The 20405-nt window shown below is 69.1% G+C and carries 21 protein-coding genes; 8 read left to right on the plus strand and 13 right to left on the minus strand.

Going from position 1 to position 20405, the window contains the following annotated elements; translation table 11 throughout:
- The 3 genes from ACNPNP_RS10435 to ACNPNP_RS10445 all read right to left on the minus strand — a co-directional run.
- Window positions 1–536, minus strand: a 536-nt coding sequence (locus ACNPNP_RS10435) for a MerR family transcriptional regulator (RefSeq protein WP_448965952.1), incomplete at its 3' end; no start/stop codon positions are given.
- 99 nt (window positions 537–635) lie between these two features.
- Window positions 636–1325 (minus strand): transcriptional regulator FtsR, encoded by a 690-nt coding sequence (gene ftsR, locus ACNPNP_RS10440; RefSeq protein WP_448965953.1) that lies wholly within the window; start codon window positions 1323–1325, stop codon window positions 636–638.
- The gene (locus ACNPNP_RS10445) at window positions 1325–1810 is read right to left on the minus strand and encodes an FHA domain-containing protein (protein WP_448965954.1); all 486 of its coding nucleotides are present in this window, start codon (window positions 1808–1810) and stop codon (window positions 1325–1327) included. The genes ftsR and ACNPNP_RS10445 overlap by 1 nt, the downstream gene beginning before the upstream one ends.
- Window positions 1811–1911: 101 nt before the next feature.
- On the opposite strand from ACNPNP_RS10445, the gene ACNPNP_RS10450 reads away from it, so the two are divergent.
- Together ACNPNP_RS10450 and lpdA are read left to right on the plus strand one after the other, a co-directional pair.
- Window positions 1912–2559: a copper resistance CopC family protein gene (locus ACNPNP_RS10450; protein ID WP_448965955.1), complete on the plus strand. Its 648-nt coding sequence runs from the start codon at window positions 1912–1914 to the stop codon at window positions 2557–2559.
- 9 nt (window positions 2560–2568) lie between these two features.
- On the plus strand, window positions 2569–3966 hold the full coding sequence (gene lpdA, locus ACNPNP_RS10455; RefSeq protein WP_206476351.1) for a dihydrolipoyl dehydrogenase: 1398 nt from the start codon (window positions 2569–2571) through the stop codon (window positions 3964–3966).
- Window positions 3967–4043: 77 nt separating this feature from the next.
- On the opposite strand, the gene ACNPNP_RS10460 is transcribed toward lpdA, so the two are convergent.
- Both ACNPNP_RS10460 and ACNPNP_RS10465 read right to left on the minus strand, forming a co-directional pair.
- Window positions 4044–5642: a glycerol-3-phosphate dehydrogenase/oxidase gene (locus ACNPNP_RS10460; RefSeq protein ID WP_448965956.1), complete on the minus strand. Its 1599-nt coding sequence runs from the start codon at window positions 5640–5642 to the stop codon at window positions 4044–4046.
- On the minus strand, window positions 5639–6250 hold the full coding sequence (locus tag ACNPNP_RS10465; protein ID WP_448965957.1) for a TetR/AcrR family transcriptional regulator: 612 nt from the start codon (window positions 6248–6250) through the stop codon (window positions 5639–5641). The genes ACNPNP_RS10460 and ACNPNP_RS10465 overlap by 4 nt, the downstream gene beginning before the upstream one ends.
- Window positions 6251–6270: 20 nt before the next feature.
- Here ACNPNP_RS10465 and ACNPNP_RS10470 point away from each other — a divergent pair, with 20 nt between their 5' ends.
- From ACNPNP_RS10470 to ACNPNP_RS10480, 3 genes are read left to right on the plus strand one after another with little or no spacing between them, the layout of a single operon-like run.
- The gene (locus ACNPNP_RS10470; RefSeq protein ID WP_448965958.1) at window positions 6271–7896 is read left to right on the plus strand and encodes an FAD-binding oxidoreductase; all 1626 of its coding nucleotides are present in this window, start codon (window positions 6271–6273) and stop codon (window positions 7894–7896) included.
- 1 nt (window position 7897) lies between these two features.
- Entirely contained in the window at window positions 7898–8839 is a 942-nt protein-coding gene (locus tag ACNPNP_RS10475; protein ID WP_448965959.1) for a YegS/Rv2252/BmrU family lipid kinase, read from the plus strand.
- On the plus strand, window positions 8839–10467 hold the full coding sequence (locus ACNPNP_RS10480) for a GMC oxidoreductase (protein ID WP_448965960.1): 1629 nt from the start codon (window positions 8839–8841) through the stop codon (window positions 10465–10467). The genes ACNPNP_RS10475 and ACNPNP_RS10480 overlap by 1 nt, the downstream gene beginning before the upstream one ends.
- 11 nt (window positions 10468–10478) lie before the next feature.
- Here ACNPNP_RS10480 and ACNPNP_RS10485 read toward each other — a convergent pair whose 3' ends face one another.
- The 8 genes from ACNPNP_RS10485 to ACNPNP_RS10520 form a co-directional block, all read right to left on the minus strand.
- Window positions 10479–12752 carry a TIM-barrel domain-containing protein gene (locus tag ACNPNP_RS10485; protein ID WP_448965961.1) on the minus strand — a complete coding sequence of 758 codons (2274 nt, stop codon included), beginning with the start codon at window positions 12750–12752 and terminating at the stop codon, window positions 10479–10481.
- Between the two features lie 22 nt (window positions 12753–12774).
- On the minus strand, window positions 12775–13887 hold the full coding sequence (locus tag ACNPNP_RS10490; RefSeq protein WP_448965962.1) for an FAD-dependent oxidoreductase: 1113 nt from the start codon (window positions 13885–13887) through the stop codon (window positions 12775–12777).
- Entirely contained in the window at window positions 13874–14590 is a 717-nt protein-coding gene (locus ACNPNP_RS10495) for a methyltransferase domain-containing protein (RefSeq protein WP_448965963.1), read from the minus strand. The genes ACNPNP_RS10490 and ACNPNP_RS10495 overlap by 14 nt, the downstream gene beginning before the upstream one ends.
- Entirely contained in the window at window positions 14580–15746 is a 1167-nt protein-coding gene (locus ACNPNP_RS10500) for a type III polyketide synthase (RefSeq protein WP_448965964.1), read from the minus strand. Before ACNPNP_RS10500 ends, ACNPNP_RS10495 begins: the two co-directional genes overlap by 11 nt.
- Window positions 15747–15794: 48 nt before the next feature.
- Complete coding sequence (locus ACNPNP_RS10505; protein WP_448965965.1) at window positions 15795–16412, minus strand: CYTH domain-containing protein; 618 nt, start codon at window positions 16410–16412, stop codon at window positions 15795–15797.
- A gap of 17 nt (window positions 16413–16429) precedes the next feature.
- A complete protein-coding gene (locus tag ACNPNP_RS10510) occupies window positions 16430–16648 on the minus strand; it encodes a response regulator (protein WP_448965966.1) in 219 nt (72 codons plus the stop codon).
- Window positions 16649–16683: 35 nt separating this feature from the next.
- Window positions 16684–17166: a prepilin peptidase gene (locus ACNPNP_RS10515; RefSeq protein WP_448965967.1), complete on the minus strand. Its 483-nt coding sequence runs from the start codon at window positions 17164–17166 to the stop codon at window positions 16684–16686.
- A gap of 70 nt (window positions 17167–17236) precedes the next feature.
- Complete coding sequence (locus ACNPNP_RS10520) at window positions 17237–17527, minus strand: DUF1905 domain-containing protein (protein WP_033107459.1); 291 nt, start codon at window positions 17525–17527, stop codon at window positions 17237–17239.
- 93 nt (window positions 17528–17620) lie between these two features.
- Here ACNPNP_RS10520 and ACNPNP_RS10525 point away from each other — a divergent pair, with 93 nt between their 5' ends.
- The 3 genes from ACNPNP_RS10525 to ACNPNP_RS10535 form a co-directional block, all read left to right on the plus strand.
- Window positions 17621–18403: a hypothetical protein gene (locus tag ACNPNP_RS10525; protein ID WP_448965968.1), complete on the plus strand. Its 783-nt coding sequence runs from the start codon at window positions 17621–17623 to the stop codon at window positions 18401–18403.
- Window positions 18400–19944: a DNA polymerase Y family protein gene (locus ACNPNP_RS10530; RefSeq protein WP_448965969.1), complete on the plus strand. Its 1545-nt coding sequence runs from the start codon at window positions 18400–18402 to the stop codon at window positions 19942–19944. Before ACNPNP_RS10525 ends, ACNPNP_RS10530 begins: the two co-directional genes overlap by 4 nt.
- Window positions 19944–20405: PHP domain-containing protein (locus tag ACNPNP_RS10535; RefSeq protein WP_448965970.1), on the plus strand; the 462-nt coding region annotated here is incomplete at its 3' end. The genes ACNPNP_RS10530 and ACNPNP_RS10535, both read left to right, overlap by 1 nt.

The raw sequence follows: 20405 nt of genomic DNA on the forward strand, positions 1-20405 counted from the left end.
CGCTTCGCGCCCCCCGCGCCGAGTTCGTCGACGGGGTCGGGCGCGGTGGGGTCGAACTCCACGAGCGTCGATTCGACCTCGCGCAGCACCTTGCCCACGGCGATGCCGAAGACGCCCTGGCCGCGGCTGACGAGGTCGATGACCTCGTCGTTCGACGTGCACAGGTAGACGGACGCGCCGTCGCTCATCAGAGTGGTTCCGGCCAGGTCGCGGATGCCTGCGGCACGCAGCTGCTCGACCGCGATGCGGATCTGCTGCAGCGAGATGCCGGTGTCGAGCAGACGCTTGACGAGCTTGAGCACGAGGATGTCGCGGAAGCCGTACATGCGCTGCGATCCAGATCCGCTCGCGCCGCGGACGGTGGGCTCCACCAGTTCGGTACGTGCCCAGTAGTCGAGCTGACGGTACGTGATGCCGGCGGCGCGAGCAGCGACAGCACCGCGGTACCCGACCTCGTCATCCATCGCGGGCAGACCGTCCGTGAAGAGGAGTTCGGTGACGAACCGCGGGTCGCCTGACAGCTCATCCGCATTCATATGAAGTCCTCCCTGAAGCAATTAACTCCACGCTAGAGCAGTGCCCCGGCACCGGCAATGACATCCGCCCATCGGCGAAGGTGTGTCGCAACCAGTTCGTTACGAAAGCACTCGGGTGAGGGCTTCCCTGACGAAGAGCGAGCGCACTTCGTCGATCTTCGTCGCGAGCTCGGGCGCCATCTCGCGCGCCTTGCCCCTGGATGTGGCATCCGTTCGTCGCAGCAGAGCCGACATCGCCGATTCGATCAGCGACACCTCGCGTTCCGCGCTCTGACGCAGCGTGCGCAGGTGACGCGGCTCGATCCCGTGGCGGTCGAGCGCGACGAGGCCGCGCAGCAGGGTGACCGTCGTCTCCGGATACGTCTCGGCCGCCGCGATGATGCCCGTGCTGATGGCGTCGTTCAGGATCTGCGGGCCTGCTCCGGCTGCCGAGAGCAGCTCATCGCGCCGATAGCGCCTCGGCGCGGGGGTGATCGACGGCGGTGGCGGGAACGCGGCTGCGGAGTCACCGTTCGCCTCGGCCTCGTCCAACTGCTCGCGGATGACGCTCAACGGCAGGTAGTGGTCGCGTTGCAGGGTGAGCCCGAGGCGCAGCCTGTCGATGTCCGCCTGCGAGAACTTGCGGTAGCCGGAGTCGGTGCGCGACGGGCTGACGATGCCCTGCACCTCGAGGAAACGCAGCTTGCTGGAGGTGAGATCGGGGAACTCTGGAGTGAGGCGGGCGAGTACCTGACCGATACTCAGAAGACCCGCGGACGCAGAGCGATCGCGGGCGTGAAGCGCCACCATCAGTCGTTCGCCGCCGGGAAGTCAGCGGTCGAGGCGAAGAAGTTCAGCCGGAACTTGCCGACTCGCAGTTCGTAGCCGTTCTCCAGTGTGCTGCGATCGACGCGCTCACCGTTGACGTACGTGCCGTTGAGCGAGCGCTGATCGGTGATCTCGAAGGTATGGCCGTTGCGGGTGATCTCCGCGTGACGACGCGAGACCGTGACGTCGTCGAAGAAGATGTCGGCCTCGGGGTGACGCCCGATGGTGGTGACGTCGGTGTCGAGCAGGTAGCGGGCCCCCGCCAGCGCGCCGGAGCGGACGAGCAGTAGTGCGGATCCGGCGGGCAGTGCCGCGATCGCTGTCTGCTCCACGTCGGTGAGCTCTGCGCCGAAGGGCACGAAGGAGAGATCGGAGTCGTGGCCGAAGGTCTGCGTCGCGTCGTGCCTCTGTTCGCCGCCGCGATGAATTGCGGCGTCGCCTGCTGATCGGCTGTCGTTGTCTGTCACGGTGGCCCTCCTCGTGAGTCCAGACTAACTGATCACACGCCGCCGCCGGGAGGGTCTGTGCGAGTCAGCGCTCACACACCGGGGTTTCCTATGCTGGGACTGTGCGCACCCTCACAGTTCGACGTTCCCCCGCCCCGATCCTGCTGGCCGCGACGCTGCTCGCCGCCTTCCTCGTGCTCTTCGCGTGGCCCCAGCCCGCAGCGGCCCATGACTCCCTCATCGACTCGAACCCGGCCGCGGACTCGACCGTCGAGACGCTTCCCGACGAGCTCTCACTGACCTTCAGCGCCGCACTCATCGGCGGCGACGGCTCCACCGACGTCGTCGTGACCGACGCCGAGGGCAACGATGTGACCGACGGGGAGGCGACTCTGGACGGCGCCATGGTCGTCCAGCCGCTCGCCTCGGGCGGAACCGCCGGTCAGTACCACGTGATCTGGAAGGTCGTCTCCAGCGACGGGCACCCGACCTCCGGCGAGTTCGGGTTCAGTGTGAGCACCGGTGCGGCAGGAGATGCGCCGCCCGCTGCAGAGCCGACGACCGAGCCGGAAGAGACCACGACGGCCGCCCCCACGGTGCCGGCTGCCGAGGATCCGAGCATGACCTCCGGGTTCTCGATCTCCGCGCCCTGGATCATCGGCGGCGCAGTGGTGCTGCTGATCGCGGCGTTCATCATCTTCATGGTCGTCCGCGGCAGGCGCGGATCATCGGGCCCTCGTTCCGATTCCGACGCCCCTGCAGAGCGATAGGCTTTAGACATGCCACATTTCGACGTCGTCATCCTCGGCGCGGGCCCCGGCGGGTACGTCGCCGCAGTCCGCAGCGCACAGCTCGGTCTGAAGACCGCGGTCATCGAAGAGAAGTACTGGGGCGGTGTCTGCCTCAACGTCGGCTGCATCCCTTCCAAGGCTCTCCTGAAGAACGCAGAGCTCGCCCACACGCTGAACCACAAGGCCGAGTTCTTCGGCATCTCCGGTGAGTTCACGATCGACTTCGGCAAGGCGTTCGACCGCTCGCGCGAGGTCGCCAACGGCCGGGTCAAGGGCATCCACTTCCTCATGAAGAAGAACAAGGTGACCGAGTTCGACGGACGCGGAACCTTCACCGGCCCGAAGGCCATCTCCGTGGCCAAGGCCGATGGCACGACCGAAGAGGTCACGTTCGACAACGCGATCATCGCGACCGGCTCGAAGGTGCGCCTGCTGCCTGGCGTCGAGCTCAGCGAGAACGTCGTCACGTACGAGGAGCAGATCCTCAGCCGCGAGCTGCCCGACTCGATCGTCATCGTCGGCGCGGGCGCCATCGGCATGGAGTTCGCCTACGTCCTCACCAACTACGGCGTGAAGGTCACGATCATCGAGTTCCTCGACCGCGCACTCCCCAACGAGGATGCCGACGTGTCGAAGGAGATCACGAAGCAGTACAAGAACTACGGCGTCGACATCCTCACCTCCACCAAGGTCGAGAAGGTCGTCGACAACGGCTCGTCCGTCACGGTCACCTACACCGGCAAGGACGGCAACCAGGCCTCGATCGAGGCCGGCAAGGTGCTCATGTCCGTCGGCTTCGCGCCGAACGTCGAGGGCTTCGGACTCGAGGCGACCGGTGTGAAGCTCACCGAGCGCGGCGCGATCGACATCGACGATCACATGAAGACGAACGTCGACGGGATCTACGCGATCGGCGACGTCACCGCGAAGCTGCAGCTCGCGCACGTCGCGGAGGCACAGGGTGTCGTCGCGGCCGAGACCATCGGCGGGGCAGAGACCCAGACGCTGGGTGACTACCGGATGATGCCGCGTGCGACGTTCTGCTCGCCGCAGGTCGCCTCGTTCGGCCTCACCGAGCAGCAGGCCAAGGACGAGGGCCGCGAGATCAAGGTCTCGACCTTCCCCTTCATGGCCAACGGCAAGGCGCACGGCCTCGGCGAGCCCGTGGGCTTCGTCAAGCTGATCGCGGATGCCGAGCACCTCGAGCTCATCGGGGCGCACATGATCGGCCCCGACGTCTCCGAGCTCCTGCCCGAGCTGACGCTGGCGCAGAAGTGGGACCTCACCGCTCTCGAGCTCGCCCGCAACGTGCACACGCACCCGACGCTGTCGGAAGCCCTGCAGGAGGGCTTCCACGGCCTCGCCGGCCACATGATCAACTTCTGATCGGCCCGCACAGACCGGACAAGAAGAACCCGGCTTCCGAATTCGATTCGGAAGCCGGGTTCTTCTTCATTCCTGTCCTATCGCGGGAACTCTGCAAGGGTCTCGGCCACGACCTGGCCGACCACTTCGGTCGCGGCATCCCTGTCGGCGGGAACCAGTCCGATCCGCGTCCGACGGTCGAGCACATCATCGGAATCCAGCGCTCCTTCGCCGCGCACCGCGAACGCCACCTCGGCGCGGATGACGTCGATGCCCTCGGCCACGCGCCCCGCGCCGCCTGAGCCGCCCGCCGCGAGGACTGCTGCGGCTTCCGCCCCATAGCGTGCACGGAGAGTCGCCGACGAACGACGGAAGGCGCCCGGGTCCGCGATCGGCACCGGCGAACCGGATGCTCCGACGAGCGGCAGACGATCGGTGCGGCACCCTGGGTCGTCGATGCCTGCCTGCCGGCAGGCGAGGTCGACGGCATCCTTCGCCATGGCGCGATACGTCGTGAGCTTGCCGCCGAGGATGCCGACGGCGCCGTTCGACGACACCTCGACGCGGTGACGACGGGAGATGTCCGCAGTCGAGTCGCCGGTACCGGATGCGACGAGAGGACGGAGTCCGGCGAACGATCCGCGAACGTCGTTGCGCGTGAGGGGACGCTCCAGCACGCGTGACAGCGTGGTCAGCAGGAAGTCGATCTCGTCATCGGTCGGCGAAGGCACGTCCGGAATCGGATCGGGGGCGTCCACATCCGTGAGTCCGACGATGACTCGTCCGAGCTGGGTGGGCAGGGCGAACACGAAACGACTGACCGATCCGGGGTGCGGGGCGGTCAGCGCAGCGGTCGGATGGCCGAGGGCCGCAGCATCCAGGACGATGTGGGTTCCCCTGCTGGGCCGGAGGCGGATGTCGGGATCGAGCTCTGCCGCCCACACGCCTGCGGCGTTGACGACGGCGCGGGCGCGCACCCGCAGCGAGCCACCGCCCAGCACGTCCTCCAGGGTCGCACCGTCGCCATCGATGTCCGTCACTCGCGTGCGGGTGAGGATCTTCGCGCCATGGGCAGCCGCGGTCCTGGCGATCGCCGTCACGAGCCGGGCGTCGTCGATCAGCTGACCGTCGGAGGCGACCATCCCGCCCCGCAGCCCGCGCCTGCTCAGAGCGGGGAACATGCCGATCGACTCCCCCACCGAGGCGCGATGCGGATGCGGCAGCACGTCACCTGGCGTACGGGCGAAGCGGCGCAACCCGTCGCCGAGCAGGAATCCGATGCTCCCGACGGTGCGCTGTCTGAACGACACACCGTCCACGAACGGGAGCAGTTGCGGCAGCGGCCGGATGAGGTGCGGCGCGATGCGCGTCATGAGCAGGTGGCGCTCGACGGCGCTCTCGCGGGCGACCGCCAGATCTCCGGATGCGAGGTAGCGCAGCCCGCCGTGCACCAGTTTCGAGCTCCACCTGCTAGTGCCGAATGCGAGATCGTGCGCCTCGGCGAGGACGACGGAGAGTCCACGGCTCGCGGCATCCAACGCCACTCCGACGCCGGTCACGCCGCCGCCGATCACGAGCAGGTCGACCTCTCCGCCGTCGGCGAGCGTCTCCAGGTCGCGAGCGCGTCTCGAGACGTTCAGCATGGACGAGGCCCTGACCCCGCCGGCGGCTTCCTCGTTCCCCCCTCGTCGACTCATGCGAGCAGATACCCCTCCACGGCGCGGGTGAGCTCCCGCTCCCACTCCGCGGCGCCGATCAAGGACGAGACCGCATGGTGCGAGAGGAGGGCGGACTGCACGATGAGCAGCAGCATGACCGACATGTCGCCCGGATCCCCTTCGCGGACCGTGCCTCCGGTCTGACCACGGGCGATGGCGAGCTCGAGCCAGCGCAGCATCGCACGTTGGCTGGATCCGACCCGCTCGAGGCTGTACTGCGTGAACGCCTCCGGCTCTCGATCCAGCAGCCGCCCGAAGACGGGGTCGTGACGGAAGAGTTCGGCGAAGCGCATCACTTCTGCCACGAGCTGCGCGCCGGTGCGCACATCAGTCGACATCCTCATGATGATCGACACGGTCTGCCTGAGCAGAGCCGCACGCACCACCTCATCGGTGCCGGCCCATCGCCGGTAGATGGTCGGCCGGCTCACACGCGCGTCGCGTGCGAGTTCCGCGATCGTGAACCCGCCGGTCCCGCGCGATGCGATCAGGTCGGATGCTACGTCGAGCAGACGCGCGTCGACCTCGTCCCACACGGGTGGTTCGAATGCGCCGGCTGACACCATGACTGCTTGACGATCTTCCATGATGTGTCACACTGTAACGCATGACGACGGAGACGACACCGGCATCGACGACGAGCTGGAACGGCTGGGGCGATCCCGCGTTAGCCAAGGACCTTCCCCTGGCCGTGCGCGCGCTGCTGCCCACGATCCTCGGACGCATCCGCCGCCCCGAACCGCCGACCGCGCTGGCCGACGTCGTCGTGGCCGCCTCCGCTCTCACTGAGCAGGATCGCGCCGGCCTGATCTCGATCGTCGGCGACGATGCGCTTCACAGCGATGATGAGGCGCGCATCCGCCACTCCGGTGGACGATCGACGCCCGATCTCCTTCGCCTCCGGCAAACGCATCAGGCGGTTCCGGACGCGGTCGTCTCGCCTGGTGATCACGATGAGGTGCTCCGCGTGCTCGGTTTCTCGTCGGAACATGACATCGCCGTGATCCCGTTCGGCGGCGGGACCAGCGTCGTCGGCGCCCTCGCACCCGAGCGCGGCGGTCATCGCGCCGTCATCTCCCTGGATCTTCGGCGTCTGAGCGGATCGCTGCACTTCGACGAGATCAGCGGCGAAGCCCGGTTCCTGGCAGGGACCACAGGCCCGGAGGCCGAGCGGCTGCTGACGGCGCACGGCTTCGAACTCGGACACTTTCCGCAGAGCTTCCTCTACGCGACACTCGGAGGGTTCGCATCGGCGCGCTCGTCCGGCCAGAACTCCGCCGGCAACGGCCGATTCGACACGATGGTCACCGCGCTGCGCGTCGCGACGCCCACCGGCGAGATCTCGCTCGGCGGGGCACCGGGGTCGGCCGCCGGTCCGGATCTGATGCGCCTCTTCCTCGGAGCCGAGGGCATCCTCGGCGTCATCACCGAGCTGAGCGTGCGGGTGCATCCGCTGCCCGAGACCCGCCGATACGAGGGATGGACCTTCCCTGACTTCGAACGCGGCGCCGATGCACTCCGCCTCGTGGCACAGCTCGCCACAGGACCGACGGTCATCCGGCTCTCCGACGTGGCCGAGACCGGGATCGGTCTCGCGCAGCACGGGCGCGTTGGCAAAGCCCTGGCGAAGGGATGCAGTGCGGTCACCGTGTTCGAAGGAGATGCCGCATCCGTCGCAGAACGTCACGAGCGCACGGCACGCGTGCTCACCGGCGCCGGTGGACGCCCGACCGGGCCGGCCTCTGCGGAGGAATGGGCGCGCGGACGATTCGGGGCCCCCTACCTGCGCGATGCACTGCTGGATCACGGTGCCTTCTGCGAGACGCTGGAGACCGCAGCCACCTGGGCGGACCTCCCCCGTCTGAAGGCTGCCGTCACCGACGCCATCCGCTCCGGATTCGGCGAGCACGGCTCGAAATCGCTGATCATGTGCCACATCTCGCACATCTACCCCACCGGTGCGGCGTTGTACTTCACGATCATCGGGAACCTGCGCGGCGATGTGCTCGACGAGTGGAACCGCATCAAAGCGGGCGTGAACGACGCGATCCTCGCACACGGGGGCACCATCAGCCATCATCACGGGGTGGGGCGGGACCACGCGCCCTGGTTCTCGCGCGTGGGCGGCGAGGGCGGGATCCGTCTGCTGCGTGCGGTGAAGGACGAAGTCGACCCCTCCGGGATCATGAATCCTGGGGCACTGCTGCCGGCAGTCGCCCGCGCGAGGAGCTGACATGCGGCATGTCTTCGTCCTCGCCAATCCCGAATCAGGACGCGGCAGAGGAACCGCTGCCCGCGATGCCGCGGTCGCACGCCTGCGTGAACTCGGCCTGCGTGTCTCGGAGCGCACAGGATCATCCGTCGACGACACCAGACGATTCGCCGTCGAAGCGGTCGCTGCACGACCGGACGCCCTCGTGATCGTCGGCGGCGACGGAACCCTGGCGATCGTGCTCGATGTGCTCGTCGGCTCCGGCATCCCACTCGTGCTGGTGCCGGCCGGCACGGGCAACGATCTCGCACGTGCTCTCGGCATCCCCTTCGGATCCCCCGATTCCGCCGCCGTCGCCGCGATGGCCGCCGCGCACGGAGTCTCCCGGTCTCTCGACGTCGGAGAAGCGATCTGCCCCGACGGCGCCGCGCATTTCCTCACCGTCGCCGCCCTCGGCTTCGACGCCAAGGTGAGTGAGCGCACCAATTCCCTCCGCTGGCCGCGCGGCCGGGCCCGTTACTACCTGGCGATGGTCATCGAGCTGATCCGCTTGAGACCCATGGCATTCGCCTTGCGCGCCGACGGCGCCGAGATTGCGCTCTCGCACGGCACGCTGATCGCCGTCGGCAACACCCGCAGCTACGGCGGCGGGATGCCCGTGTGCCCGCAGGCCGATCCGCATGACGGCCTCTTCGATGTCGTCCACGTCGCGCCCGTCGGCAGGATCACCTTGATCGGGCTTCTGCCGCGGCTGCTGCGCGGCACGCATGTGCGACTGCCGCAGGTGACGACCCTGCGCGCCGCCGAGGTCGACGTCTCCGCTCCCGGACTCGTCGTCTATGCCGACGGCGAGCGCATCGGGTCCGAGAGCGTCAAGATCCGCGTGATCCCCGCCGCGCTCAGCATCCTGCTGCCCTCCGCCGATGGCGATCACGAGACCCCCGACCCGCGGAAGACGCACTGATGAACGAACGCTTCGATCACGACGTCGTGATCATCGGCTCTGGCTTCGGCGGCTCTGTGGCTGCCCTGCGATCGGTGGAGAAGGGCTACCGCGTGCACGTGTACGAAGCCGGACGCCGCTTCGAGGACGACGACTTCGCGAAGACCTCATGGGATGTCAGGCGTTATCTGTGGGCACCCGCCCTCGGATGCTTCGGCGTGCAGCGCATCCACAAACTGCCTCACGTCATGATCCTCGCCGGGGCCGGCGTCGGCGGCGGATCGCTCAACTACGCGAACACGCTCTACCGGCCCGGCGCTGAGTTCTTCGTCGATGCGCGCTGGCCCGACGGATTCGATTGGGAGAGAGAACTCGATCCGCACTATGCGACGGCACGGCGGATGCTGGGCGTCGTGGAGCATTACCCCCACACCGGCCCCGTCGAGCGGATCATGGCCGGGGCCGCCGAGGACCTCGGCGTGGGCAGCACGTTCCGCCACGCGCCGGTCGGCGTGTACTTCGGCACGCCGGGTGTGACCGCGCCCGACCCCTACTTCTCGGGCGACGGCCCTGCACGCACCGGATGCACGCTGTGCGGCAACTGCATGGTGGGCTGTCGTGTCGGAGCGAAGAACACTCTGGCGAAGAACTACCTCGCCCTCGCCGAACGGCGTGGTGTCACGATCGAACCGTTGCGCACGGTCGTCGAGGTGAAGCCACTGACCGGCGGCGGCTACCGAGTGACGACTGTGCGCAGCGGAGCGTGGGTCCGACGACCGCGCACCGTGACGGCGGAACAGGTCGTGTTCGCCGGCGGCACCTGGGGAACGCAATCGCTCCTGCACCGGATGAAGGCGACCGGTGCGCTCCCCCTGCTGCCCGATTCCCTCGGGCACCTCACCCGGACCAACTCCGAGGCGCTCGACGGCGCCATCTCGGTCGCCGTACCCGACGATGTCGGCCTCGCGGACGGCGTCGCGATCACGACCTCCTTCCACGTCGACGAGCGCACTCACGTGGAGAACGTGCGATACGGTCCCGGGTCGAACCTGATGGGTATGCTCGCTACCGGGCTGGTAGACGGAGGCCGTCCGCTCTTCGCCCGGCTGGGCTCGCTGATCGGCCAGGTGCTCCGCGCTCCCCTCACCGCGCTCCGGCTCGGCTCCCTGCGGCGCTGGAGCGAGCGCGGCATCATCGCGCTCGTCATGCAGACCGCGGACAACTCGCTCACGCTCTCGGTGAAACGGCGCTTCGGCCGCTACCACCTCACCAGCGCGCAGGGCGAGGGCGAGCCGAATCCCTCGTATCTGCCGGGCGCGCACCTCGCCGCCAGGGCGATCGCGGCTCGGCTCGAGAAGGAAGGCGGTATACGGACCGAGGCACGCGGCTCGTGGCCGGAGGTGTTCGGCATACCGTTGACCGCGCATTTCCTCGGCGGCGCGATCGTCTCCGCCTCCCCGCAACACGGTGTCGTCGACGCGTACCACCGCATCTGGGGCTATCCGGGGCTGCACGTCGTCGACGGCGCCGCCGTACCGGCCAACCCGGGGGTGAACCCCTCCCTGACGATCACCGCGATGGCTGAGCGGGCCATGGCGCGCTGGCCGGCGCACGGAGAACAGGATTCACGGCCGCCGCAGCAGTACTGAGCGGAGCGGCCTCACTCCGACCCGACGAAGTCGGCGAGCTCGTTCGCGACCGCCGTGCCTTCCCGAGCGAACAGCGCAGGCTGCCCGAGAGGAGCGGCGACGGTGACGTGGACGACCTCGGCCGTGTCGCCGTATCGCTCTCCCGACCAGATGTGACGCCAGTGGCCCGGTGGCAGCACGATTTCAACCGTCTCGGCACCCGGTTCGAGCACGGGCGCGAGCAGCACGTCGGGTCCCAACTGCAGTTCGTCATCGGCGCCGCCATTCAGCTCTTCGTCGGGATCGAGCATCCAGGGATGCTGTGCTCCGGCGGCGAGCGGTCCCTCGGCTGCCAGACGATCCCGCTCGGGTGCGAGCGCGACGAACAACCGGGTGAGGCGACCGAGTCTCGCGGCGAGCTCTGCATCCTCTGCCGGTTGTGCGGCGAAAGCCGGCCGGTTGCCCTCGTGGGTGCGGAACACCGGCTGCAGCACGGATGCCTCGGCCCATCGCAGCACGAGTTCATCATCGCGAGCGACATCGGGCAGCACCGGCAGATCGACGCCCGTGTAACCACCGATGTCGCCGTGCACCTGCGTCATGCCGCTTGCAGCCAGTGACTGCGTGAGGGTCACGGTCGAGGCAAGTCCGTCGGTGCGCGACCAGTCCTGCGTCTGATCACCGAGCCAGAGCGCATCGGCGAGGCCCGCGGACGTGGTACCCCCGCTGCGGTGCCAGACGAATCCGTCCTCGGTCAGACCGGCGATCTCCATGGCACGCTGGTTCACCTCCTGCCACAGCACCGGCCACCGCACGCGCCAGTCGATCCCGGAGCCACCGGCGAGCACAGCATCCGGCGGCGGCCCCTCCGCGAAGTCCGCCATCCAGCCGGACGCCCCGGCGCCGGCGACCTCGTCTGCGATGACCTCGGCGAACCACTCCCGAGCAGCGGGATTCGACAGATCCACGGTGGCGGCGGTGAACCCGTGCTGATCGGCATCGAGCACGCTCCCGTCCGCGGCGAGCGCGAGATAGCCGGCCGATTCCGCCTCTGAATACAGATCGCGACCGCCTCGCGAGGCGGATGCCGCACCGCTGTCGACCGAGAGCGAGGGATTCACATAGGTGAGAACTCGGATGCCCTGGTCATCGAGTTCTGCGATCAGCTCTTCCCAATCGGGGTACTGGCGCCCGTCGAGGCTCCAGTTCCACTGCAGTCTTTCGCCGAAGCCGGTCGTGCGCCGTCCCACCCAGTCCTGCAACCACACCGCGGCAAGCGGCACGCCTGCCGACTGCAGTGTCTCGATCTTCATCCGCACCTCGTCCGTGCCGCCCTGGAGACCTGCGATGAGTCCAGTGGCCGTCCACGGTGGAGGCGGCGCAGCCGCGCCGGCCCATTCGGATTGGATCGCCAGCGCCTGCGACGGAGTCTCGGCGGCCGCCAGCGCGAAGGTCGCCGTGCCGTCCCACACCTCCCAGGTTATCCTGTCGTCGGAGCGCAGGTCGACGGACGATATCGCGTCGCCGCGGTACGCCACGCTGCGCGCTGCGTCGGTGACGCCGACGGCACTGGTGAGATACGTCGTGTCCTGACCGCCGGCGGCACTCGCGGCGAGATCGACGAGCAGCGACAAGGGTTGCTCCCCGCGTCCGATGCCCTGCTCGCGGGGGACGAGTGCCACACGCGTACCGCGCAGATCCCATCCGGACGACTGCGCACCCAAGCCGTGCACACCCTCTTCCGCTCCGAGCGCCGCAGCAAAGTACAGCCGATCAGCGACGGGGTCGATCCGCACCGACACCTCCAGACGTCCCGGCGCAGCCTCACTCATGCGCATCTCCCAATCGAGGGCTCCGTCGCCCTCGAGGGTCCCTTCGAGAACGAGCGAGCCATCCGCGTCGGGGTGCACGGTCGTGATTCGCTGGTCCGCCCATCGCTGCGTCAGGCGGTCGCTGACGCGCAGCAGGCCGAGGTCGTCGATGATGTTCGATGCTCCCTCTGCCGCGGCGAGGAACCCCTCGCCATGCGGGCTCTCCCAGACCGTGGTCGCCGCGCTGGGATGCGTGACGCTGAGCCCCGTGTCAAGTCGCACCGTGAACGCGCCGACGCTCCACTCGCCCTCGGCACCCTCAACGATCAGGTCGCCCCTTGGCGCATCGGCGAGGGCTGTGGACGGCTGCGGAAGCTTCACCACGATGAAGACAGTTCCCACCATCAGCGCGACGACGACGAGCGCCAACGACGCGAGACCTATCCGACGTCCGATACGTGCGCGACGTGGCGGAACAGCGGCGGCGTCGGTCACACGCTGAAGTATAGGGTGCCCCTCACAGACCGCGCATGGTGATCAGATCCGCGGCGCTGCGGCGCAGCGGAGGCGATCCGAGTGCCCTGATCACCGCGTTGCGGGTGCCAAGGCCGACACCGTGGGCCGGCTCCCCCATGCTCATGTAGAACCACGAACGCCGCTGGGCCCGAGCGGCCGAGCGCAGCGCGCGTCGTCCGTAGGCACGGAAGTCGGGCTCAGTGCCTCCCGACGACTTCTCGATGGCCGCCGCGAGGTGCCGCGCGGCGTTCCACCCGAGGTTCATGCCCTGACCACCGATCGGACTCGTCTCATGAAGGGCGTCACCGAGGAGTACGACACGGCCAACGCCCGCACGCGCCGCACGATGCTGTCGCGCGCGAAACGGCGTCGGCGGGAGCGCGAGGTCGGGCCGGATCCCGGTGCGCTCCTCGATCTCCTGCGAGAACGCCGCCTCATCGCGCAGCCGCTGCAGCGGATCGGCCACCACCCAGCGTCTGCGTCCCTCCGGGAGAGGAAAGGACTCCACGATGCCGGCGGGCTCGCAGTACAGGCTCACCCTCCTGCCCGGCTCATCGTCGGCGACGTCCGCCATCGCATACGTGCCGCTGCCGCGCGTCTCCCGCCACTCGACGCCCAGGCGGCGGCGTACCCCGCTGCGCACCCCGTCCGCTGCGACGACGATGGATGCGGTGACCTCCCTGGCCACGCCCTCCGACTCGACCGCCAGGCGTACGACCTCACCCTCATCACGGACGTCGCTCACCGCATGACCGAGATGCACAGCATCCGGCTGCAGATCGGCGAGGCGCTCCGAGAGCAGCGCATGCGTGCGGCGCTGCGGAAGGATCAGCACCTGCTGGCGAGGAGTGAAGGAGACCGAGGCGAGCACGCGGCCTCCGCAGAGCACATCGCCCCCGTCCAGCGCCAGCGCCAGGCGTGCGGCCTCCGCTCCCACTCCGACCGCGTCGAGAGCAGCGCGGCCGGGAGGGTGGATGCCGATCGCCCTGGAGCGGTCGTCATCCGAGGTGCGCTGTTCGAACACCGCGACGTCGACGCCGCTCTGCGCCAGCAGGCAGGCCAGCAGCAGTCCGACGGGCCCGCCGCCGACGACTGCGACGTCATGATCCGGCATCTGCACCCTCGTACCGCAGTTCGAGCCGCGCGGGGAAACCGGTCCGCACCTGCCAGCCGCGCGGCACTACGGCGGAGAGCTCGGCGGGCGTGTACGCCCGGCGGATGCTGGCGAGCCCGTCGGGGCGGATGAACGATCCGGCGAGCAGATTCCTCGCGAACGGCAGGGTGGCGGCGGCGAAGCCTCGGTAGGCGAACCCGCTGCGTGCGATGTCCCGGTGGATGACGAGTCCGTCCTCGTTGATGAGCGCGACCGAATCCTGCATCACCGCGCCCAGTTCGCCGTCGCTCAGATGGTGCAGCAGATGGTTGGAGATCACGATGTCGAACGTCTCACCGGCAGCCACGAGATCGCTCGTGTACGCGCAGCGGTACTGCACCGCTCCGCCGCGACCGCGTGCCCACCGGATCGCTCTCGCATCGGCATCCAGTGCGGTGATCTCGATCGCCAGTCCGTCGTCGTGCGACCAGTCGGCGAGCGCGCGCGACACATCGCCGCCGCCCGCACCGACATCGAGCAGGGTGATCGGCCGTCTTCTGGCGAGTGGACGGATGTCCCGCCGGTACACACCGCGCCATCGCGAGACGACCGCGTTGATCAGGGCGAAGCGCTCGTAGGTGCGCTCGAGCATCTGAGGGTCCGCATCCGGATCGTCCATCAGCTCGCGCTCGTCGACGGCGCGGACCGAGAGGTCAGCCCTCATGCCGCTGCGTCACCGGCGCGACGACGGTCATCAACGCGGATTCGGCGGTGAGACCGGGTCCGAAGGCCATCGCCGCCACGCGTTCCCCGCCCTGCGCATCCTCCAGGATCCGGCTCATGACGAAGAGCACCGTGGCGCTGGACATGTTGCCGTACTCCCGCAGGACTTCCCTCGCCGGCACGAGCTGCGCCTCGGACAGCAGCAGCTTCTCCTCCACACGGTCCAGGATGCTCCGGCCACCGGGATGGATCGCCCAATGCGCGATGACCTCTCCGATCTCGTCCTTGGCGAACGCGTCGGCCAGCGGCTCCTCCTCGGCGTACAGAGGCCGCAGCGCGTCATGGATGTGATCGCCGATGAGCTGCGGGACGGCTGTCGAAAGCACCATCTCGAAGCCGTTGTCGCCGATCGTCCACGCCATGTCCTTCTTGCCCTCGGGGATGACGCCGGTGTGGAAGCGGTCGAGAGCGAGTCCGGCGACCTCGGAGTCGAAGGTCCGTGAGGTGACGAGGCCCGCCGCAGCGCCGTCGGCGAAGAGCGAGGTCGCGACGATCATGTCGGGGTCATCGGTGGAGCGCAGATGCAGCGTGCACAGTTCGACGCTGACGACCAGCACCACGGCATCCGGATCCCCGGCGCAGAACTCGCTCGCCGCTCGCAGCGCCGGCATCGAGGCGTAGCAGCCCATGAAACCGAAATGCTGACGGCGCACGCCCTCCCGCAATCCGAGGGCGCGTGCGATCTCGTAGTCCGGGCCCGGCGCGTAGAACCCGGTGCACGAGACGGTGATGACGTGAGTGACGTCAGCGGCGGTGATGTCGGGATCGGCGTCGAGCGTGCGCCTGGCCGCCTCGACGAACAGCAGTCCCGCCTCTCGGATGTACACCTCGTTGCGCGCCTTGGTGCCCGGATCGAGCAGCAGGCCGGTGTCGCGGTCGAAGAACTGCGGCGAAGAGGCCTCGGAAGAGAAAGAAAGCTCCTCCAGCACCGTGTGCCGGGTGTCGATCCCGGATCCGTTGAACGACGCCGAGACGATGCGCTTGGCGAGACGGCTGATCTCGGGCTGCGCGGCGAAGACGTCTCGTACCTGCTCCTGCTCCAGCACCGTCTCCGGCACGATCGTCTGAATGGAGCGCAGTACAGCAGGTGGCGTCATGAGTGTCACTCAAGCACGACACTGCCTTCGCGGGGAAGGGGCTTGCGCTCAGAAGCCGAGTGCGCGAGCGAGTTTGGATCCGGATGCCGCGTGCCTGCCGCCCGCCGCGAAGACCGCGGCCTCGACGGCGGCGAAGAACGCCTCGCGTCCTGCGGTGTCCGCCGGAGCGGCAGGGCCCAGCTCCATCTCCCATTCGCGCCATTCGCGCTCGGTCCCGGAGCGGAGATCCGTGGCACGCACGTGATCGTCGACGAACTCGGCGACGATGCCGCCCTGTCCGGTGAGCAGGTAGGCGGTGCGATCGTTGCGGATGCGTGCGAGCGGTGCGAGCGGATCGGTCGTCCAGCGTGAGATGGCCGTGGTCACGGCATCGGGCACAGCGTCGGAATCGCCCAGCGGCCAGCCGAGCTCGAGACGCCCGTCGCCCTCGCGCGGCCCCTTGACGTGCCAGCCCTCGTCCGGTCCACCGGTGCGGCGGCGCAGCGCCACGCCGGCTCGCGACAGCGTGGCATCCACCGTGTCGAGGTATGCGGCATCGAGCGCGCGATGCTCGCCGGAGGTCACCGCATCCACGCCGGGAACCGCATCCCAGGCAGGAAGAGGCGTATCGGTGTCGACGTCGTACTTGCGCTCGACCTCGACAGTGCGAGAAGGCTCAGTCGTCACTGTTCTCAGGCGTCGCGTCAGTCGTCGCTGGGCGTGATGTCGTCGCTGGACTCGACGAACCAGAATCCGACCTCGGTGGGCCCGTCGCTCGCGCCGGTGTTCGCCGCGGCTGCGGTGCCTCGTCGGTAGACGACCTGGGTCGCGCCGTACGGTGCGATCAGTCTGTCCTGCTCGATGTCTTCGAGCGGGAGGATCTGCCCGTCGAGCGGGCCGTCGTGAAGTCGTGCGATTGCCATGTGCTCACCATAGTCCTGAGTGCGCGGCGTGGTGCTCACGCCACGGCGACGCCGAGTACCGCGCCGATGATCATCCAGGGGCCGAAGGCGATGCGGGTGGAGCGGTCGGCCCTGCGCAGTGCCATGAGGGCGAGGGCGTAGAGCGCGCCGAGGACGAAGGCGGATGCCGCGCCGACGGCGAGCGCCTGCCAGCCGTGCCAGCCCAGCATCAGGCCGATCAGCGCGGCGAGCTTCACATCTCCCCCTCCGATGCCGCCCCTGCTCGCGCCGCGCAGCACGGCGTAGACGCCGCCGAGCACCAGCATGCCGATCACGGCGCCGATCAGTGGGCCGCTGCGGCCCGTCACCAGCGCGTCGACCCCCACCAGTGCCAGCAGTGCCGCGAGCGTCGGCAGCACGATCCGGTTGGGCAGCCGGTGCGTGCGCGCGTCGATCGCGAGCAGCCAGACGCCGACGCCGGCCAGCGCGATGTGCACGAGCACGACGACCACGTCGTACGGCGTCACGGCTGAGGGCATGCCCGAAGGTTACGAGAACGGCGGATGCCGTGGATGAGGGCCTGTGGATAACCCGGTATCGCCGGGCGGGTCAGAGATCGATGATGTCGAGATCGACGGTGAGCATGTCGCCTTCTTCTATGCCCTGCGCGTCGCGGATCGCCTTCTTCAGCGGCAGCACGAAGGCGTTGTCGCTGAAGAAGATCGAGGTCCGCCAGATGGAGGCGCCGATCCTGGCCTGCACGCGCAGCGAACCGAAGCCCCGTTTCGGTGCGGGCAGTTCGCGGAGCTCCAGCGAGAGTTCTTCGGGCAGGGTCGCGAAGTACCACGACTCCACGCGCTTGTCCCAGCGCGTGACCGGACTCTCGAACTCGATCTGCATGCGTCAACGCTACCCGGTGAACGGTTGTCGGATGTGCGAATTACCATGATGGTTCCACTTGCTTTATTCGTAGATAGATTCGAGGATGGATGCATGGGCACCGCACTCTCCGCCCCTTCCGCTCTCCTCCGTGAGAGCGACGCCTCCCGCACGAGCACGGCCTCGCGCGCTCAGGAGGTGCATCGCCTGCGCGGTGAGATCGCCCGCATGCAGCGGCGGCGCAGCGATGTGCCCTTCCTCCCCCTCGACCCCGCACTGGAGGGTCTTCTGCCCGATCCCGGCCTGCGGGTCGGCTCCTCCTACTCGCTCTCCCCCTCGCCGAGTCTCCTGGGCGCTCTGCTCGCCGCCCCCTCGCAGAAGGGTTCGTGGTGCGCGATCATCGGCATGCCCACGATCGGCGTCGAGGCGATGGCGGGGTTCGGAGTCGAGCTGGAGCGTCTCGTCCTCGTACCCGACCCTGGTCCGCGCTGGCTCACGGTCGCCACCGCGCTCTCCGAGGTGATCCCCCTCATCGCGGTGCACCCGCGCAGCAGGGTCGCCGATGCCGACATCGCCCGGCTGAACGCGCGGCTGCGCGATCGCGGCTGCACGCTGCTGGTCACGGCACCCTGGCCGCAGAGCGAGGCGACGATCCGCGTGGAGGAGACCGAATGGCACGGCCTGGGCTCCGGCTGGGGCCTCCTCGCCGATCGCACCGTGACCCTGCGCGCATCGGGGCGGAGGCATGAGGCCCCGAGCCGGGTGCGGGTGCGGATGCCCACCTCGCTCGGCCGCGTGGACACCGCTCCGGCGCCCCTGCGCCCGGTGGCTCCGCTGCCCGTACCCGCACCCCTGACGATCAGCGCCGAATCCGACAGGTGGGCGGTGGCCGGATGAGCATGCCTCCTCGTCATCTCGTGCTGTGGCTGCCGGACTGGCCGGTGCGGGCGGCGCTCGGAGCGCCACCCGCCGAGGAGCCGGTCGCCGTCGTTCAGGGGAACATCGTGATCGCGTGCTCGACATCCGCCAGGGCACAGGGCGTACGACGTGGTCAGCGCCGCCGGCTCGCGCAGACCCGCTCCCCTGCGCTGCGCCTGATTCCCGCCGACCCCCGTCGTGACGAGAGGGCGTTCCTGCCCGTGCTGCGCCTGCTGGAAGAGCTGGTGCCCGGCGTGCAGCCGCTGCGCCCAGGACTCGCCGCACTGCGCGCCCGCGGTGCGGCCCGCTACTACGGCGGAGAGGAGCAGGCGGCGCTGCGCCTCATCGATGCCCTCGCCGAGCACGAGCATCCCGATGCCCGTGCCGCCATCGCCGACGGGCTCTTCACCGCAGAGCAGGCGGCGCGTCTGGCGATGCCGGCTCTCGTCGTCGAGCCCGGCGGCGCGCGGGAGTTCCTCGCCCCTCTCCCCGTGCAGGCGCTGGGCGACGAAGAGGTCACCGCCCTGCTCGGCAGACTGGGCGTCCGCACCCTGGCGGAGTTCGCCGCCCTCGCCGAGACCGACGTCCGCGACCGGCTGGGCGAGCGCGGTGCGAGATTGCATGCCCTGGCGTCCGGCGCCGATTCCCGGCCACTGGTGCCGCAGCATCCAGAACCGGAGCTCGCACGCGAAGTCGTGTTCGAGAGCCCCCTCGAGCAGGCCGATCAGGTGGCGTTCGCGGTGCGGCAGACAGCGGATGCCGTGACCGCGGCTCTCGCCGAGCTCTCGCAGGTGTGCACCGAGGTGCGGATCGACCTGACCGACGACGACGGGGCGATCTCGTCGCGGGTGTGGTTGCACCCCACCTCCTTCGAGGCGAGTGACCTGGTCGATCGGGTGCGCTGGCAGCTGGAGTCGCTCTCCGCTCCCGCGAAGAGCACGCCCGCCCTCGCGACCCCTGATCGCACGTCGGCCGGCATCGTCGAGGTGCGGATCGTACCGACCAGGGTCGATGACAGCGCCCACCATCAGCCGGGCCTCTTCGGGCAGGGGCCGCAGCAGCGGCTGCACCATGCCGTCTCCCGGGTGCAGGCGATGCTGGGCCATCGCGGCGTCGTCACCCCCGTCGTCATCGGCGGACGCCGGCTGTCCGATCGACAGCTGCTCCAGCCATGGGGAGACAGAGTGCCGCCGGAACGCGATGCCGCCCTGCCATGGCCGGGCAGCCTGCCTCCGCCGTATCCGTCCGAGGTGTTCGACCCGCCGCTGCCGGCACGGGTGACCGCGGCGGACGGCACGCCGCCGCGGGTGGACGAGCGTGGTGCGCTCTCCGCCGCCCCCGCATGGATCGAAGAGGCAGCGGTATCGGGCTGGGCGGGCCCATGGCCGCTGCGCGAGCGCACCTGGGACAAGACTCAGGGGCGCCTCGCACAGCGCCTCCAGATCGTCGACGAGTCGCAGCGCGCCTGGTTGGTGCTCTGGGAGCACGATTCGTGGTGGGTCGAGGGGCGGTACCGCTGATGGGCTGGCACAACCCGCCGCTGACCTGGAAGGAGCTCGAGCAGACCCTCAGCGGGCGCGCGCCCTCCGAGCCGGCAGAGCCCCGGCCACGACCCGACCCAGGGCCGGTCAGCCGTCGCCGCGCACCGACGGCTCCGCCGACGGTCACTCCGCCCGAAGATGCGGTCCCCTACGCCGAGCTGCACGCGCACACGTCGTACTCGTTCCTCGACGGCGCGTCCTCCGCCGAGGAACTGCTCGCCGAGGCCACGCGGCTCGGGCTCACGGCGCTCGCCATCACCGACCACGACGGCTTCTACGGCGCCGCCAGATTCGCCGAGGTCGCCGATCTGATGAAGGCCAGGGCTCAAGCCGAAGGACAGCGCGGAGCGCAGAAGCAGCTGCAGACCGTCTTCGGCGCCGAGTTGTCGCTCGGGCTCCCCGCTCCGCAGGGCGGCGTTCCCGACCCCGGGGGGGAGCAT

Source organism: Microbacterium xerophyticum (genome assembly GCF_053543555.1).